This is a genomic window from Phyllobacterium sp. MT110 (assembly GCF_058792715.1).
In genome coordinates, this window is the sequence record NZ_JBXAFE010000003.1 from 322,596 (window position 1) to 337,941 (window position 15,346).

At 58.7% G+C, this 15,346-nt stretch carries 16 protein-coding genes; 14 read left to right on the forward strand and 2 right to left on the reverse strand.

The window, feature by feature from the left end; translation table 11 throughout:
- Nucleotides 1-4: 4 nt before the first annotated feature.
- On the reverse strand, nucleotides 5-1,396 hold the full coding sequence (locus tag AC1Q5O_RS16655; RefSeq protein ID WP_492564405.1) for a sensor histidine kinase: 1,392 nt from the start codon (nucleotides 1,394-1,396) through the stop codon (nucleotides 5-7).
- On the reverse strand, nucleotides 1,383-2,048 hold the full coding sequence (locus AC1Q5O_RS16660) for a response regulator transcription factor (protein WP_403181881.1): 666 nt from the start codon (nucleotides 2,046-2,048) through the stop codon (nucleotides 1,383-1,385). The genes AC1Q5O_RS16655 and AC1Q5O_RS16660 overlap by 14 nt, the downstream gene beginning before the upstream one ends.
- A gap of 115 nt (nucleotides 2,049-2,163) precedes the next feature.
- On the opposite strand from AC1Q5O_RS16660, the gene AC1Q5O_RS16665 reads away from it, so the two are divergent.
- From AC1Q5O_RS16665 to AC1Q5O_RS16730, 14 genes are all read left to right on the forward strand, one after another.
- Nucleotides 2,164-2,940, forward strand: coding sequence for an ABC transporter ATP-binding protein (locus AC1Q5O_RS16665; protein WP_105733316.1), 777 nt, complete (start codon nucleotides 2,164-2,166; stop codon nucleotides 2,938-2,940).
- 14 nt (nucleotides 2,941-2,954) lie between these two features.
- Nucleotides 2,955-3,821 carry an ABC transporter permease gene (locus tag AC1Q5O_RS16670; RefSeq protein ID WP_223614693.1) on the forward strand — a complete coding sequence of 289 codons (867 nt, stop codon included), beginning with the start codon at nucleotides 2,955-2,957 and terminating at the stop codon, nucleotides 3,819-3,821.
- A gap of 43 nt (nucleotides 3,822-3,864) precedes the next feature.
- The gene (locus AC1Q5O_RS16675; RefSeq protein WP_288192113.1) at nucleotides 3,865-4,884 is read left to right on the forward strand and encodes an ABC transporter substrate-binding protein; all 1,020 of its coding nucleotides are present in this window, start codon (nucleotides 3,865-3,867) and stop codon (nucleotides 4,882-4,884) included.
- A 197-nt stretch (nucleotides 4,885-5,081) separates the two neighbouring features.
- Nucleotides 5,082-6,254: an ABC transporter permease gene (locus AC1Q5O_RS16680; protein WP_492564409.1), complete on the forward strand. Its 1,173-nt coding sequence runs from the start codon at nucleotides 5,082-5,084 to the stop codon at nucleotides 6,252-6,254.
- Between the two features lie 179 nt (nucleotides 6,255-6,433).
- A complete protein-coding gene (locus AC1Q5O_RS16685; RefSeq protein WP_403181894.1) occupies nucleotides 6,434-6,931 on the forward strand; it encodes a GAF domain-containing protein in 498 nt (165 codons plus the stop codon).
- Nucleotides 6,932-7,116: 185 nt separating this feature from the next.
- A complete protein-coding gene (locus AC1Q5O_RS16690) occupies nucleotides 7,117-8,139 on the forward strand; it encodes a LacI family DNA-binding transcriptional regulator (RefSeq protein WP_492564412.1) in 1,023 nt (340 codons plus the stop codon).
- Nucleotides 8,140-8,178: 39 nt separating this feature from the next.
- Nucleotides 8,179-9,132, forward strand: coding sequence for an ABC transporter substrate-binding protein (locus AC1Q5O_RS16695; RefSeq protein WP_492564414.1), 954 nt, complete (start codon nucleotides 8,179-8,181; stop codon nucleotides 9,130-9,132).
- On the forward strand, nucleotides 9,129-9,944 hold the full coding sequence (locus tag AC1Q5O_RS16700) for an ATP-binding cassette domain-containing protein (RefSeq protein WP_492564416.1): 816 nt from the start codon (nucleotides 9,129-9,131) through the stop codon (nucleotides 9,942-9,944). The genes AC1Q5O_RS16695 and AC1Q5O_RS16700 overlap by 4 nt, the downstream gene beginning before the upstream one ends.
- Nucleotides 9,941-10,945, forward strand: a complete 1,005-nt coding sequence (locus AC1Q5O_RS16705) for an ABC transporter permease (protein WP_223614700.1) — start codon at nucleotides 9,941-9,943, stop codon at nucleotides 10,943-10,945. Before AC1Q5O_RS16700 ends, AC1Q5O_RS16705 begins: the two co-directional genes overlap by 4 nt.
- 50 nt (nucleotides 10,946-10,995) lie before the next feature.
- Nucleotides 10,996-12,018, forward strand: coding sequence for a phosphotriesterase family protein (locus AC1Q5O_RS16710; RefSeq protein WP_492564787.1), 1,023 nt, complete (start codon nucleotides 10,996-10,998; stop codon nucleotides 12,016-12,018).
- 42 nt (nucleotides 12,019-12,060) lie between these two features.
- On the forward strand, nucleotides 12,061-12,825 hold the full coding sequence (locus tag AC1Q5O_RS16715; RefSeq protein ID WP_472460040.1) for a glutamine amidotransferase: 765 nt from the start codon (nucleotides 12,061-12,063) through the stop codon (nucleotides 12,823-12,825).
- Nucleotides 12,826-12,878: 53 nt separating this feature from the next.
- Complete coding sequence (locus tag AC1Q5O_RS16720) at nucleotides 12,879-13,721, forward strand: BtpA/SgcQ family protein (protein WP_464664787.1); 843 nt, start codon at nucleotides 12,879-12,881, stop codon at nucleotides 13,719-13,721.
- Nucleotides 13,722-13,725: 4 nt separating this feature from the next.
- Nucleotides 13,726-14,373, forward strand: a complete 648-nt coding sequence (locus AC1Q5O_RS16725) for a TenA family protein (RefSeq protein ID WP_492564419.1) — start codon at nucleotides 13,726-13,728, stop codon at nucleotides 14,371-14,373.
- Between the two features lie 18 nt (nucleotides 14,374-14,391).
- Entirely contained in the window at nucleotides 14,392-15,291 is a 900-nt protein-coding gene (locus AC1Q5O_RS16730; RefSeq protein WP_492564420.1) for a ribokinase, read from the forward strand.
- The last annotated feature ends 55 nt before the right edge of the window (nucleotides 15,292-15,346 follow it).

Sequence of the window (15,346 nt, forward strand, 5' to 3'; positions counted from 1 at the left end):
TGGCTCATGAGGTGACACTGCCTAACAAACGCTGTCCAGGCAACGCCAGTTGCACGCAGAAACCGTTTTCGACGGCGGGGAAGGTGAGTTCTCCGCCATGCGCCTTGGCAACCTCCGCCGCAATCGCCAGACCCAGGCCGGACCCGCGTGCGGGACCGGACCCGACCTCGAAGGGTTCAAGCAGCCGTGCCTGTTCTGTGCTCGAAATGCCGGGACCGTCGTCAATCACGTTGATCCATGCCTTGCTTTCATCTCGGCCGAGCTCCACAGAAAGGCGCGTTGATGCGCCATGGATCAGGGCATTCTGGATCAGATTGGTTAGCGCCTCGCGGATGCTGATCATATCGCCCTGGATATGAAGCTCTGCCGGGCAGGGTAAGAAGGCAATTGTCACTTCCCGTTCCAGTGACAGCGGGACGGCCTGAGCCAGCGTAGTTTTCGCCAATGCATTCAGATCGATCGTCGTGAAGCCAACGGTGCCGGCACGGTGAATGACCATGGCGTGGTCGAGAAGCTGGCCGGTGAGATTGCCGAGCGCGTTCACTTTTGCGCCGAGTTTCTGAATCTGATCCTGCAGTCTCGGGTCGGCATCGTTGGTCAGGATTTCCACCTGTGCATTGAGTTCGGCCAAAGGCGTGCGCATCTGATGGGCGGCGTCGGCGATAAAACGCTGCATCAGCGCTATGCGATCGGCAAGTCGGCGCATGAAGTCATCAAGGACGCTGACCAATGCCCGGATTTCATAGGGCGGCGTAACGCGTATGGCGCGCAGATCGTCGGGCTTGCGCGCTGCGATTTCCCGTTCGATACGCGTCAGCGGCTTCAAAGCAATACGCACGGAAATGGCGCCGGCGATCAGGGCAAGAAGGCTCATGATCGCGATCATGCCGACAGCCTTGCCGGCAAGATCCCAGGCGAGGGACTCCCGCGCCCGTAAGGTTTGTGCCACGACGATTTCCACCCAGCCATTGCCGGAGCCGGTATCAATCTGCTTGCCGATCGCCGCAACGCGGACCGGCTGCCCCTGATAGGTGTCGTCGGCAAGGACCACGCCCTTGCGGATGTTTTCCGACGAAATTTTCGGCGCGAGATCGCCATAACCGGCGACAACGACGCCGCGCGGATCGGTCACCCGGTAAAAGACCAGATCATAGGCCGACAGTGTCGCAAATGCGGCCGCTGGCGGGTCGAGGGTTACAACCCCACCCTGCATGTAGACGTTTTCCGCAACCTGTATTGTCCCGCCAATCAAAAGCTTGTCATAGGCATCACGCGCGGCAATGCCGGCATATTGCCAGGCGGCAAGAGCGAGGACGACCGCACCGACACCCAGAATGAGCGCAATGAAGACGATGATCCGGATGTGCAGGGAGTAGCGGATATCATTTGCTTGCAAGTTGATAGCCCAGCCCGCGCGAGGTGCGAATTTCGATTGAAGTATCCGCCAGCTTGCGCCGCAGCCGCGTCACATATTGCTCGACGGCGTTGGCGCTCGGCTCCTGATCGAAGTTGAAAAGCTGCTCCACCAATTCCTCCTTGGAGACGAAGCGCTTGGGCCGTGCCGCCAAAATCTCGAGAACAATCAATTCACGCCGGGTCAGGTCAAGAGCGGTATCGGCAACGCTGGCCGTGCGCCCGGCCCGATCGATGACGAGGTCCCCGAAGCGCAGGGCATTGTCGGACATGCCGGCGCTCCGACGCAGCAGTGCGCGGGCACGTGCTTCCAGCTCGCGAAAATCGAACGGCTTGGTCAGATAATCGTCCGCACCGAGATCAAGGACGTCGACGCGGTCATCGACCGCCGATCGTGCGGTCAGGACCAGAACGGGCGTCTTGTCCTTGCGGCCGCGCAGTCCTTTGAGAATCTCGAAACCATCGGCGCCGGGCAGCATCATGTCGAGGATGATGAGATCATAATCCTGCACCCGCAGCACTTCGCTGGCGGTCCGGCCATCGGTTTCGCAATCAACGGCATGGCCGATTTTTTCAAAGCGCTGGGCAATCGCCTTGGCGATATCGGGCATGTCTTCCACGACAAGAATGCGCAAATCGTGCCCCCGAAACGTGAGTCAGGTATGTGTCAGTTACCGCAAGTACAGTCGAGGTGGGAGTTTTGTCAACGTTACGGCGTTGCGCAAAAGAGACGACGCATTGGGAGGAAGTATGACTTTGCATCAGTCCTTTGATGCTCGCGGCGCATTATTGAGCGTCGAGGGCGTCACACTGCAATACAAGACGGAAGATGCGCTGGTGACCGCCACGCATCGCGTCGATTTTCAGGTTTTTCAATCCGACCGCTTTGTTCTTCTCGGGCCGTCAGGCTGCGGCAAGTCGACCTTGCTCAAGGCCATCGGCGGCTATCTCACACCGACCGAAGGGCAGATCACGCTCAAGGGCAAGGAAGTCACCGAACCCGGCCCTGACCGGATGATGGTCTTCCAGGAATTCGACCAGCTTCTGCCGTGGAAGACGGTCGGTGAAAATGTCGTCTTCGCCCTCACCGCCAGCGGGCGGGCAAAGCCGGCAGAGGCACGTGAACGCGCCCGCAGCTACATCGACAAGGTTGGCCTGACCAAATTCATCGACAGCTACCCCCATATGCTGTCCGGCGGCATGAAGCAGCGTGTGGCCATCGCGCGCGGCATGGCCATGGAGCCCGATGTGCTTCTGATGGATGAACCCTTCGCTGCGCTCGACGCGCTGACGCGCCGCAAGATGCAGGATGAATTGCTGCAACTCTGGGACGATACGCATTTTACAGTCCTGTTCGTGACCCACTCCATCGAGGAGGCCATCCGCATCGGCACGCGCATTCTGCTCCTTTCACCCCATCCGGGGCAGGTAAAGGCCGAGCTGAACAGCATACCGCCCAGCGAGCTTGGAACCGGTACGCAGGCGGCACTCGAAACCCGCATCAACGACATGTTGTTCGCCAGTTGAGATTGGAAGATTCGATGACTGAAGTTCTCTACACACGTCCGGAGATTGTGCGCGGCGACGGCAAGAAGGATTTCCTGCAGGTCGAGAAGACGCTCTCTGCCTTTGAACGCATCTATCGCATCGGCGCGGTGCGCAAAGCCTTTATCCTGTTCGTTCTTGCTGCCGCCTGGGAAATTTACGGGCGCTGGCTGGGCAATCCATTGCTGTTTCCCAGCTTTTCCCAGACCTTCGCGGCTTTCAGCTCCAATATTGCCGACGGAACCATTCCGGCCAGAGCGCTGGCATCCATCAAAACGCTGCTCATCGGCTATGGCATCGGCATCGTGCTGGCCTCGCTCCTGACCACGCTCGCCATCGGGTCGCGCATTGGTGCCGACCTGCTGGAAACACTGACCTCCATGTTCAATCCGCTCCCGGCGATTGCTTTGCTGCCGTTGGCGCTGATCTGGTTTGGTTTGGGGCAGGGAAGCGTGATCTTCGTGCTGGTGCACTCGGTACTGTGGGCCATCGCCTTGAATACCCATGCCGGTTTCCGGTCGGTTTCCAACACGATGCGGATGGTCGGCCTGAATTACGGCCTGCGCGGTCTCAAACTGGTCCGCCATATCCTGATACCCGCCGCCTTTCCGTCCATTCTGACGGGTTTGAAAGTCGGTTGGGCCTTCGCATGGCGCACGCTGATCGCCGCTGAACTGGTGTTTGGCGTATCGTCCGGCTCCGGCGGCCTCGGCTGGTTCATCTTCGAGAACCGCAACCAGCTGGAAACCGCCAACGTCTTTGCAGGCTTGTTCACGGTTATTTTGATCGGCCTTGCCGTCGAGAACCTGATCTTTGCCACGATTGAAAAGAAAACCATTCGCCGCTGGGGAATGCAGGCCTGAGTTTGAACCGCCGGGAACCGGTATGTATAAAGGGAGGACTACAATGAAAATGATGAAACAGCTCTGTGCCGCCGTGCTCGGCATCGGCCTTGGATTGGCAGGTGCAACGGGTGCCGCCCGCGCCGAAGTCAGCGAAGTGCGGATTTCCAAGGGATACGGTATTCTCTATCTGCCGCTGATCGTCATGGAAAACCAGAAGCTGATGGAAAAGCAGGCCGCCAAAGCCGGTCTGGGCGATGTCAAGGTGACATGGCTTATGCTCGATGGCGGCAACGTCATCAATGACGCGATGATGGCCGGTTCGCTCGACTTTGCCGGAACCGGGGCGCCGGGCTTTGTCACCCTCTGGGCCAAGGCCAAGGGCATTCCGAATGTCGAAGTTGTCGGCATCAGCGGTCTCAGCGCCACATCGCTGTGGCTGAATTCGAACAATCCCGAGATCAAGACGCTGAAGGATCTGACACCCAAGGATAAAATTGCCTTGCCGGGGATCAAGACGTCGCTGTCGGCGGTCGTCCTGCAGATGATGGCGGCGCACGAATTCGGACGCGAGAACTATGCGAAGCTCGACCCGTTGACGGTCAGCCTGCCGCATCCGGAAGCCCTGGCAGCGGTGACAAGCGGCCAGACCGAGATCACCGCCCACTTCACCTCGCCACCGTTTTCCTATCTGGAATTGAAAGACCCGAAAGTGCACCGGGTTGTCAATTCTGTCGATGTCATCGGCAATATCACGCTTGATGTGACCTTTGCGCCGAAGAAGTTCGTCGACGCCAATCCGAAAACCACGGAAGCTTTCCTGGCGGCTCTGGACGAAGCAAACGCTTTCATCGCCGGCAACAAGCAAGCTGCCGCTGAGATTTTCGCCAAGAGTTCGAAGGTGAAAGTGTCGGTTGAGGAAGTTCTTGAAATGCTCAATGACAAGGATTCACAGTTCTCGACGACGCCGAACGGTGTCATGCAGTTTGCCGAGTTCATGCATCTGGCCGGTACGATCAAGGTCAAGCCCGCAAGCTGGACGGACCTGTTTATCCCGCAACTTCACGCGCGCAGCGGGAGTTAAGGGAAGGCTGCTATCCCGGGTATTCTGATATAACGAGCATGAGCCGGTTGTTATCATCGATAGCAGCCGGTTTTTGCTTGCTGCCGGTGGTCGAGGGCGCGTGATGACCCGCAGGGCGCTTGTTTTGAGTTTTACTTGCCAGAATCGACCAGCCGGGGGATAAAGCAGCGACTGCAAAAAGCGAAAGTATTTCGGCTATGGTTGATGCGACACACGAACACGGCATGTCCGGCCAGCCGCTCAACGTCAGCTTCAACACCGAAAATGATCAGGCAATGGTTGTCCTGGCAGGCTCCTGGATTACACGCTATGTCGGCCGTGTGAATGCGCAAATGCGCAAGATCGAGCATAGGAAGGATTTTTCCAACGCCGTCATCGATCTGTCCGGCGTCGACGCATTGGATACGGCGGGGGCCTGGCTGGTCGACCGCATGCGCGTTGCGCTGGAAGCTGCCGGCAAACAGGTCGAGATACGCGGGCTGAAGCAGCACTGGGAAACGCTTTTTGATGCCGTCGGGAAAACCGCATCTGTTGCGGCCGCTGCAAACCCGCCGCTGCACAAGCCGAATCTTGGAATTCAGTTTCTCGATACAATTGGCCGGACAGTGATCAATTTCGGCGATGATTTCATCAAATCCATGCATGTGCTGGGTGCTGTTGTCACCGGTTCCCAGATGCGCGGCGGCAAGGGAAGCCCGATCCGGTATCCGGCATTCTTTCACCAGATCGATCGGCTGGGCGTCGGGGCAATCCCGGTCGTGGTGCTGATTTCATTCATTATGGGTGCCATTGTTGCACAGCAGGGCGCCTATATGCTCAGCACCTATGGTGCCGAGACCTATGCGGTGAATCTCGTCGGCGTGCTGGTGCTGCGGGAGACCGGCGTCCTGTTGACCGCGATCATGATCGCGGGGCGCTCAGGGAGCGCCATCACGGCAGAACTCGGGTCGATGAAGATGCGCGAGGAAGTCGATGCGCTGCACGTCATCGGTCTCAATCCGATCAGCGTTCTGGTGTTTCCCCGTCTGGTCGCACTGAGCATTTCGCTGCCGCTTCTGACGATTATCGCGGATTTTGCCGGGCTTGCGGGCGGGGCCGTCGCGCTATGGCTTTATTCGGACGTATCACCCGGCATCTATATCGCCAATCTGCGCGATGCGATCACGGTCCAGTATTTCCTGGCGGGCCTGATCAAGGCTCCCTTCATGGCCATGATCATCGGTACCATCGCGGCGGTCGAAGGGATGAAGGTTGGCGGAAGCGCGGAGTCGCTGGGTCTGCGCGTGACGGCATCGGTGGTCAAGTCGATCTTCATCGTCATCGTCCTCGATGGTGTGTTTGCCATCTTCTACGCATCCATCAATTTCTGATACCCGCCCGTTCATCTTCGTGCCTGGCTCGCCATGGAAGCGCAGGCCTTCCCGCCGTCTCGGAAGCGGTGCGGTTGCAGAGGTGAGATTCGCGCTGTATCTCTGTCACGATAGCCGTTCTCGCAGGAGAGGCGGCTGGTGGCGGCCACGACGATTGGCACGAAAAGGATAGGCGTCCGATGTTTGCGGCAAAGACGATGAATCACACTGACAAGACCGAGTTTTATCGCGAACTCTGCGCTCAGTTGAGCGGCCTTCTCGCTGATGAAAACGATGCCATCGCCAATGCCGCCAACACCTCGGCGCTGATCTTCCAGATGGTGCCCGATCTCAATTGGGCAGGCTTCTATTTCCTTTATTCCGAAGACGAACTCGTTGTCGGCCCCTTCCAGGGAAAGCCGGCCTGCGTGCGTATCGCCGTTGGCAATGGCGTCTGCGGAACGGCTGTTGCGCAGGGAACCTCGATTCTCGTCGAGGATGTCCACGCCTTTCCCGGACATATCGCCTGTGATGCCGCATCCCGTTCGGAGCTTGTCGTGCCGCTTTTCCATGAGGGACGCATTCTGGGTGTTCTCGATCTGGACAGTCCGATACCCGGCCGGTTTGACAGCATCGATCAGTTCGGCATGGAAAAACTTGCCGCAATCTATGTTGCCGCATGCAATTGGGACGATTGAGCGATAAATTTTCGCGCCGGCCAACACCTTGTTAAAATTCCATATTTTCTGATTTTCGGATTGGCTTCGACAGGGAATCTCACAGGATTGTTCTGTCGGTTCTGAATCCCAGTTGACAAGAACCATGAAGTGCGTTTGTCTTGTAAAGCGATTTACTAAACCGCTTTACAATGGGGAAAGCGCTTGTGATCAAGAAGACGACGCCCAGTCTGAAAGATGTTGCCGCCGCAGCTGGCGTGTCGGTTACGACAGTATCGCGCCTGGTCAATGGCAGTCTTGATCTGCCGTATCACACCAAGAAGCGCATCGAAGATGCAATCAAATCGCTGAACTACATACCCAATCCGCATGCGCGGCGTTTGAGCATGGGACGTTCGGACACCATTGGTCTGGTTGTTCCTGAAATTGCCAACCCGTTCTTTTCAACCCTGGTCGCCGCCGTCGAGCAGGCAGCCGACGAGCGCAAGCTGGCGGTCTCGCTGCATGCGACGCTCAACCGGGCAGGGCGCGAAATCGAATACCTGCAGCTAATCGAACGCAATCATGTCGACGGGCTGATCTTCATCACCAACCACCCGGATGACGGTGCGCTTGCAAGCCTTATCAACCGTTCGGGCAAGGTCATCATCGTCGACGAAGACGTTCCGGGTTCGAAAGCGCCGAAGCTGTTCTGCGACAATGATCATGGCGGTTATCTCGCCGGTCTTCACCTGGCGCAACAGGGGCACAGCCATGTTCTGTTCATAGGCGGCGACGAACGCATGATCAGCGCGCGTCGCCGTTTCGATGGCCTGATGCGCGCGCTGCGCGAACAGCATGGCGATACGGCGAAGGTTGATCGTTACGCCGGTGAATACACCATCGATTATGGGCGTAAAGCGGCCGTCCGCTATCTGGAAGAGCAGCACGCGGCAACGGCCATCTTTGCTAGCTCCGATGAAATTGCCATCGGCCTGATCGAGGTCTTCAAGGACCGGAATGTGTCGGTTCCCGACGATGTGTCGATCATCGGTTTCGATGATGTCGGGCCGCTGCATCTCTTTGCACCGCCGCTGACCGTCATTCGTCAGCCGGTCCGGCAACTCGGGCGCCGGGCGCTCGAACTGCTTCTGGAAACAAACTGGCAGGAGTGGAAACCTTCCGCTTCGGAAGAACTGCTGCCAGTCGAAATCGTCGTGCGGAACTCCGTTGCCCCGCCGGCGAAATAACAAGACGTAACGGTAAGAAAACCAACAGAGGATGAGAACATGACTTTGAATTTGAGCAGGAGAACATTGATTGCATTGGCTGGCTTCACGGCATTGAGCTGCGCCGCCTCGTCGACTGCGATCGCACAGGAAAAGAAGACAATCGCGCTGGTGCAGATCAACCAGCAGGCGCTTTTCTTCAACCAGATGAACCAGGGCGCGCAGAAGGCAGCCGACGCCGCCGGTGTCAAGCTGGTTATCTTCAATTCCAACAATGAACCGACGGCGCAGAACAGTGCCGTGGAGACCTATATTCAGGAAAAGGTATCGGGTCTTGCGGTCGTCGCCATCGACGTCAACGGCCTGATGCCAGCCGTCAAGCAGGCCGCCGACGCGGGTATCCCGGTTGTCGCCATCGACGCGATCCTTCCCGAAGGTCCGCAGAAAGCCCAGATCGGCGTCGACAATGCCAAGGCCGGTGCCGACATGGGCAAGTTCTTCCTTGACTACGTCAAAGCCAATATGGGCGGCAAGGCCAAGATCGGTGTTGTCGGTGCGCTGAACTCCTATATCCAGAATGTCCGGCAGGAAGGCTTTGAAAAGACCATCAAGGGTGTTGACGGTGTTGTAGTTGCCGGCGTCGTCGATGGCCAGAATGTGCAGGACAACGCGCTTGCGGCAGCCGAGAACCTGATTACCGGCAACCCGGACCTGACAGCCATCTATGCAACCGGCGAGCCTGCCCTGATGGGCGCCATCGCTGCCGTGCAGAGCCAGGGCAAGCAGGGCACCATCAAGGTGTTCGGCTGGGATCTGACGGCGGAAGCCATTGCCGGCATCGATGCCGGATTCGTTGCCGCGGTTATCCAGCAGGACCCGTCGGCAATGGGTGCCGCCGCCGTGAATGCGTTGCAGAAGGTTGCGGCCGGCCAGACCGTCGAGAAGAACATCGCTGTTCCCGTCACCATCGTCACCAAGGCGAATGTTGACCCATACAGGGCCGTCTTCAAATGATCGAGGTCGGTCAGCAACGATCTGCTGCCATCGGTTCCGGAGGGGGTATTCCCTCCGGATCTGCCGGCGACGCACATGCCGCCCCGCGTATTTCCTTGCGCGGCATACGCAAATCATTCGGCTCGCACCAGGCGTTGCGTGGTGTTGACCTCGACATTTATCCCGGTGAATGCCTTGGGCTTGTCGGTGACAATGCCGCGGGCAAGTCGACGCTGACAAAGATCATTTCCGGTACCTACATTCCGGACGGCGGCACCATGTCCATCGAGGGCGAGGACATTCATCTCACCGGCCCGGGCGATGCGCGCAACAGACATATCGAAATGGTCTTCCAGGATCTGAGCCTTTGCGATGAGATCGATGTAGTCGGCAATCTCTTTCTCGGGCGCGAGCTCAGCAAGGGCATGTTCCTTGACAGCAAGGCAATGCTGGCCGAAGCGCGCAAAATGCTGGATGCGCTGGAAATCCGTATTCCCAAACTGACCAGCAAGGTTGCCCACCTCTCCGGCGGCCAGCGGCAAGCCATCGCGATTGCCCGGGCAGCGTCGTTCAAGCCGAACGTCCTGATCATGGATGAGCCGACATCGGCACTCGCCGTGGCCGAAGTCGAAGCGGTGCTTGCCCTGATCAATCGCGTGAAGGCCAATGGTGTTTCGGTCATCCTCATCACGCACCGTCTTCAGGACCTTTTCCGCGTCTGCGACCGTATCGCGGTGATGTATGAGGGCACGAAGGTCGCAGAACGCCAGATCGGCGGCACCAATCTCGAGGATCTGGTCAAACTGATCGTTGGCGAAGGAGCAAAGCAATGACCGTTTACACCGAACGCGGTCACGGATCGCGCCTTGCCGATTTTTTCGGCGAGCACGCGCAGGTTCTGTCGATCGCCGTGTTTTTTGTCGCCTGCATGGTCTTTTTCTCGATCGGCAGCGATACGTTCCTGACCCTTGGCAATATTCTCAATATCGTGCGGCAGGCGGCTCCGCTGCTGATCGTTGCGATCACCATGACCTTCGTCATCATCACCGGCGGCATCGATTTGTCTGTGGGCTCGCAAGTCGCCCTTATCAATGCGGTTGCGGCTGTCGTCATGGCGATGGGATATCCCTGGCCATTGGTCGTGGTTGCAATGATCGTGCTCGGCGGCGGCCTTGGTTTCGTCCAGGGCTGGTTCATCGCCTACCAGGGGATTCCGGCGTTCATCGTTACGCTTGCCGGTCTTTCCATCCTGCGGGGATTCGCACTCTATCTGACGCAGGGCTATTCGATCCCCATTCAGGATGCGCCGGGTTTCTTTGCGCTGGGTCGCGGCGTCATTGGCGGGGTCCCTGTTCCGGCCATCATCGCCGCCGTCGTTGCCGTTCTGGGCTATGTGGCGATAACATCGACCAAATATGGCCGTCAGGTCGTGGCGGTCGGTTCCAATGCGGAAGCCGCGCGCCGGGTCGGCATGCCGGCCAAATGGATCATCGCTTCGGTCTATCTCATTTCCGGCGTGGCCTGCGCCGTGGCCGGGTTGCTGATTGCAGCGCGACTGGGGTCCGGATCGTCCAATGCTGCGGTCGGTTTTGAACTCCAGGTGATCGCGGCCGTTGTCCTCGGCGGCACATCCCTCATGGGGGGCCGGGGCACCATCCTCGGAACGGTTCTCGGCACGCTGACCATCGCGGTGATCGGCAACGGGCTGATCCTGATGCACATCTCGCCATTCTTCACCCAGATCGTCACCGGTGCGATCATCCTGATCGCCATCTGGCTGAACACACGGATATTCACGGCAAACTTCCGCTTCGGCAGCGGCAAGAAGAGGTGAGTCCTGTGAACAGCGATCTGTCAGAAGCACATATCCGCTCCGGCAAGGTGATGACGGTCAATGGCCCCATTGCAGCGGAAGCGCTCGGCGTAACGTTGATGCATGAGCACATCCTCAACGATTGCCGCTGCTGGTGGCATGCGCCGAAAACGCCGGAACGGCAGTACCTTGCCGGTGGTTTCGTCTGCATGGAAATATTAGGCGAACTCAAGCAGGACCCCTTCGTCAACAAGCACAACATTACGCTCGATGACGAACCGCTGGCGATTTCAGAACTGCGCGCCTTTGCCAATGCCGGTGGTCAGACCGTGGTGGAGCCGACATGCCGGGGCATTGGCCGCAATCCGCTGGCTCTCCGGCGCATCGCCAAAGCCGCGGGTCTGAATGTGGTGATGGGCGCCGGCTACTATCTCGGTTCCTCCCATCCGGCCGAAGTCGCTGATATGACCGTGGTCGACATCGCCAACGAGATCGTGCGGGAAGCGGTGGAAGGTGTCGATGGCACCGACGTCAAAATCGGGCTGATCGGTGAAATCGGCGTCTCGTCGGATTTCACCGCTGAGGAGGAGAAGTCGTTGCGCGGTGCGGCTCAGGCACAGGTGCGGACGGGCCTTCCCCTCATGGTGCACTTGCCGGGCTGGTTCCGGCTCGGCCACCGCGTGCTCGATGTCGTGGCGCAGGAGGGTGCCGATATCAGGCACACGGTTCTTTGCCACATGAACCCCTCCCACGATGATTTCAGCTATCAGAGTGAACTCGCCGCCCGCGGTGCATTCATTGAATACGACATGATCGGCATGGATTTCTTCTACGCGGATCAGCAGGTGCAGTGCCCGAGCGACGAAGAAGCCGCCCGCGCCATCGTGCGCCTGGCCGAGGCCGGTTATCTCGACCGGGTTCTGCTGTCGCACGACGTGTTTCTGAAGATGATGCTGACCCGCTATGGCGGCAATGGCTACGCCTATGTGCTGCGCCATTTCCTGCCGCGCCTCAAGCGGCATGGCCTCGATGAAACGGCTCTTGATCAGATGATGCGGGCCAATCCGCGCGCTGTTTTTCAGGCTGGAGCCTGAAGCTAACCCCTATTTTGATATTTACGAAAGTTTGGTGATCCCATGACAAAGAAAGTCCTTCTCGTTGGCGAAAGCTGGGTCAGTTCGGCCACGCACTACAAAGGTTTCGATCAGTTCGGCAGTGTAACGTTTCATCTGGGTGCAGAGCCGCTGGTCAAGGCGCTCGCGGGCAGCGCGTTCGAGCTGACCTACATGCCCGCGCATGAAGCGGTCGAAAAATTCCCCTATGACATGGCAGGGCTGGATGCCTATGACGTCATCATCCTGTCGGATATCGGCGCGAACTCGCTGCTGCTGCCGCCTGATGTTTGGCTGCATTCGCGCACCGTGCCCAACCGGCTGAAACTGATCAAGGCCTGGGTTGAAAAGGGCGGCGCGCTGCTGATGGTGGGCGGGTACTTCTCGTTCCAGGGTATCGATGGCAAGGCGCGCTGGCGGCGGACCCCCGTGGAAGATGTGCTTCCGGTGACCTGCCTTCCCTATGATGACCGCGTTGAAATTCCCGAGGGTACGACAGCGAAGATCGTCATGCCGGATCATCCTGTGATGGCTGGTCTCGGCGGCGAATGGCCGGTGCTTCTCGGGGTCAATGAGGTCGAAGTGCGTGACGGAGCGGATGTCGAAGTGGTTGCGACGCTGCCGGACGATCAGGGCGGCCATCCGCTGCTGGTTCTCGGGCGCCATGGCAAGGGCAACACGGCCGTCTGGACCTCCGATATCGGGCCGCATTGGCTGTCCCCGGCCTTCTGCGAGTGGGAAGGCTACGGCAAGCTCTGGAAAAACATTCTGGCCTGGCTGACGCGCTGATTTTCTCGACGCGCGCAAGCCGCTATCTCAAAAAACCTATGAAAGGGAACGACATGCAGGAAATATCGGATCGTAGCTCCAACGCGGTGCAGGAGATATTCGGCACCAACAAGGTGCTCATTGGAATGATCCATTGCCCGGCCTTCCCCGGGGCACCCCGCTACAGGGGGGCGGATATGGATACGATCTATGATGCCTGCATGCGCGACGCGGAAGCCTGCGTGGAAGGGGGATTGCATGGCCTGGTCATCGAAAACCATGGCGATATCCCCTTTTGCAAGCCGGACGATATCGGGCCCGAAACAACCGGGTTCATGTCCGTTGTCACGGATCGCATTGCCCGGGCCATCGGTATCCCGCTCGGGATCAATGTGCTTGCCAATGCGCCCATTCCGGCTTTTGCCATTGCCATGGCCGGCGGTGCCAAATTCATTCGCGTCAATCAGTGGGCCAATGCCTATGTCGCGAATGAAGGCTTCATGGAAGGCAGGGCGGCTGAGGCAATGCGCTATCGGTCGATGCTGCGCGCCGAGCACATCAAGGTCTTTGCCGATAGCCATGTGAAGCATGGCAGCCACGCCATCGTTGCGGACCGGACGATCGAAGAGCTGACCCGCGATCTCGCTTTCTTTGATGCCGACGGTGTCATCGCCACGGGTCAGCGCACGGGCAACGTCGCCACCATCGAGGAGATCGAGGAGATCGGCTCGGCAACGCATCTGCCGCTTCTGGTCGGATCGGGTGTCAACAGCGACAACATCGTCGAAATACTCAAGCGGACCAACGGTGTCATCGTTGCATCCTCGTTGAAGCAGGGCGGGGTGTGGTGGAACCCGGTGGACATCGAGCGGGTCAAGGCATTCCGCGCCGCTGCAGAACCGGGGCTGGAGCACTGAGAGGATGGAAAACGAAAGTCTCTCCGACCGCATCCTTCGAGAAAATGCGACTGTTCTGCAAACGATGCTGGACCATCGTTTTGTCAGGGACATAAAGCATGACGCGCTGAGCAGGGACGCCTTTGACCGCTATCTCGTCTATGAAGGCGCTTTTGTCGACACGGCGATTTCCATCTTCGCCTATGCGGCGGCAACGGCGCAAACCATCGAGCAGAAGCGCTGGCTCATCGCCGTGCTCGACGCGCTTGCCAATGAGCAGATCGTCTATTTCGAGCGCACCTTCGCGCGCCGCGCAATCGATCCTGCCGCATTTGACGTTACGATTCCAGCAGTCGAGGCCTTCCGGTCAGGAATGCTCTGCATTGCTGCCGAAGGCGGGTTCCTCGACATCGTGGCCGCCATGTTCGCGGCGGAATGGATGTACTGGACGTGGTCGAAGGAGGCCTCGATGCATCGCATCAGCGATCCGCTTCTCAAGGAGTGGGTTGATCTGCATGTGAGTCAGGGGTTTGCCGAACAGGCATTGTGGCTTAAGCATCAGCTTGATCTGGCGGGGCCGAGTCTTTCCGAGCAGATGTGTGTCCGGCTCAGCAGCATTTTCGGCCATGCCATGCAGCTCGAAATCGATTTTCATGACGCGCCATACCTCTAACTTTCCAAAGGCCTCCCGATGCGCGCCTATGTAATCGGCAATGTCACCATCGACGAAACGATTATCGTGGACGCCCTGCCAACCTCCGGGGCCTCCATCCTCGGCGAGGTTGGAGCGCACGATCTGGGCGGCAAGGGAACGAACCAGGCTGTCGTCATGGCCCGGTGCGGGCTGCCCACGACACTGGTCGCGCCGGTTGGAAATGATGCACGCGCGGCAGCGATCCGCCAGCGCTTGCAGAATGAGCCCCTCGTGACAGAACTGGTCGAGCTGGATGGAAAGTCGAGTGATACCTCCATCATCTTCCGGCTGCCCGACGGTGAAAATGCGATTGTCACAACAACGGACGCAGCGCAGAACCTGAGTTCAGCCGATGTTGCTGTGAAGCTACACGCCGCTGAACCGGGTGATCTGGCTATCCTGCAGGGGAACCTCTCGCATCAGGCAACACGTGAAATCCTTGAGCAGGCCAAGGGTCTTCGGATGGTGACTGCGTTCAACCCGTCGCCTTTGCGCCCCTATTTCTCGGATCTCTGGGCGCTGGTGGACATTGTGTTTCTCAACCAGGGTGAAGCCTTGGCTTTGACTGGAGCCAGTGGAAATGCTGCCGCGCACCATCTCTTGGAACGCGGTGTCCGGGATGTCGTGCTGACATTGGGGCGTGAAGGCGCCATTCTTGCGAATGGACAGGAGATTATCGCAGTGCCGGCGCAACCCTCCGTCGTGGTTGATACGACCGGGGCCGGAGATACGTTCATGTCCGTGGCCCTCGCATCGTCGGCCCGGCGCCATTGCCGCCTGGACAGGCTGGCAATCGAGCATGCGGTGCGGGGCGCCGCCATAACCGTATCCAGACGCGGAACCCATTCGGCCTTTCCGACAGCGTCGGAATTGGAAGCCTTGCTGGCATCGTCCTGAGAATCGGCGGCCTCAAGCCGTTGTGAATTGTCAGCGCCGCTTTTGCGCCAGATAA

Excerpts from the sequence above, each read along its gene's own strand:
- AC1Q5O_RS16665 (WP_105733316.1), top strand. The coding sequence starts at position 2,164 with ATGACTTTGCATCAGTCCTTTGATGCTCGCGGCGCATTATTGAGCGTC.
- AC1Q5O_RS16670 (WP_223614693.1), top strand. The coding sequence starts at position 2,955 with ATGACTGAAGTTCTCTACACACGTCCGGAGATTGTGCGCGGCGACGGC.
- AC1Q5O_RS16675 (WP_288192113.1), top strand. The coding sequence starts at position 3,865 with ATGAAAATGATGAAACAGCTCTGTGCCGCCGTGCTCGGCATCGGCCTT.
- AC1Q5O_RS16680 (WP_492564409.1), top strand. The coding sequence starts at position 5,082 with ATGGTTGATGCGACACACGAACACGGCATGTCCGGCCAGCCGCTCAAC.
- AC1Q5O_RS16685 (WP_403181894.1), top strand. The coding sequence starts at position 6,434 with ATGTTTGCGGCAAAGACGATGAATCACACTGACAAGACCGAGTTTTAT.
- AC1Q5O_RS16695 (WP_492564414.1), top strand. The coding sequence starts at position 8,179 with ATGACTTTGAATTTGAGCAGGAGAACATTGATTGCATTGGCTGGCTTC.
- AC1Q5O_RS16700 (WP_492564416.1), top strand. The coding sequence starts at position 9,129 with ATGATCGAGGTCGGTCAGCAACGATCTGCTGCCATCGGTTCCGGAGGG.
- AC1Q5O_RS16705 (WP_223614700.1), top strand. The coding sequence starts at position 9,941 with ATGACCGTTTACACCGAACGCGGTCACGGATCGCGCCTTGCCGATTTT.
- AC1Q5O_RS16710 (WP_492564787.1), top strand. The coding sequence starts at position 10,996 with ATGACGGTCAATGGCCCCATTGCAGCGGAAGCGCTCGGCGTAACGTTG.
- AC1Q5O_RS16715 (WP_472460040.1), top strand. The coding sequence starts at position 12,061 with ATGACAAAGAAAGTCCTTCTCGTTGGCGAAAGCTGGGTCAGTTCGGCC.
- AC1Q5O_RS16720 (WP_464664787.1), top strand. The coding sequence starts at position 12,879 with ATGCAGGAAATATCGGATCGTAGCTCCAACGCGGTGCAGGAGATATTC.
- AC1Q5O_RS16725 (WP_492564419.1), top strand. The coding sequence starts at position 13,726 with ATGGAAAACGAAAGTCTCTCCGACCGCATCCTTCGAGAAAATGCGACT.
- AC1Q5O_RS16730 (WP_492564420.1), top strand. The coding sequence starts at position 14,392 with ATGCGCGCCTATGTAATCGGCAATGTCACCATCGACGAAACGATTATC.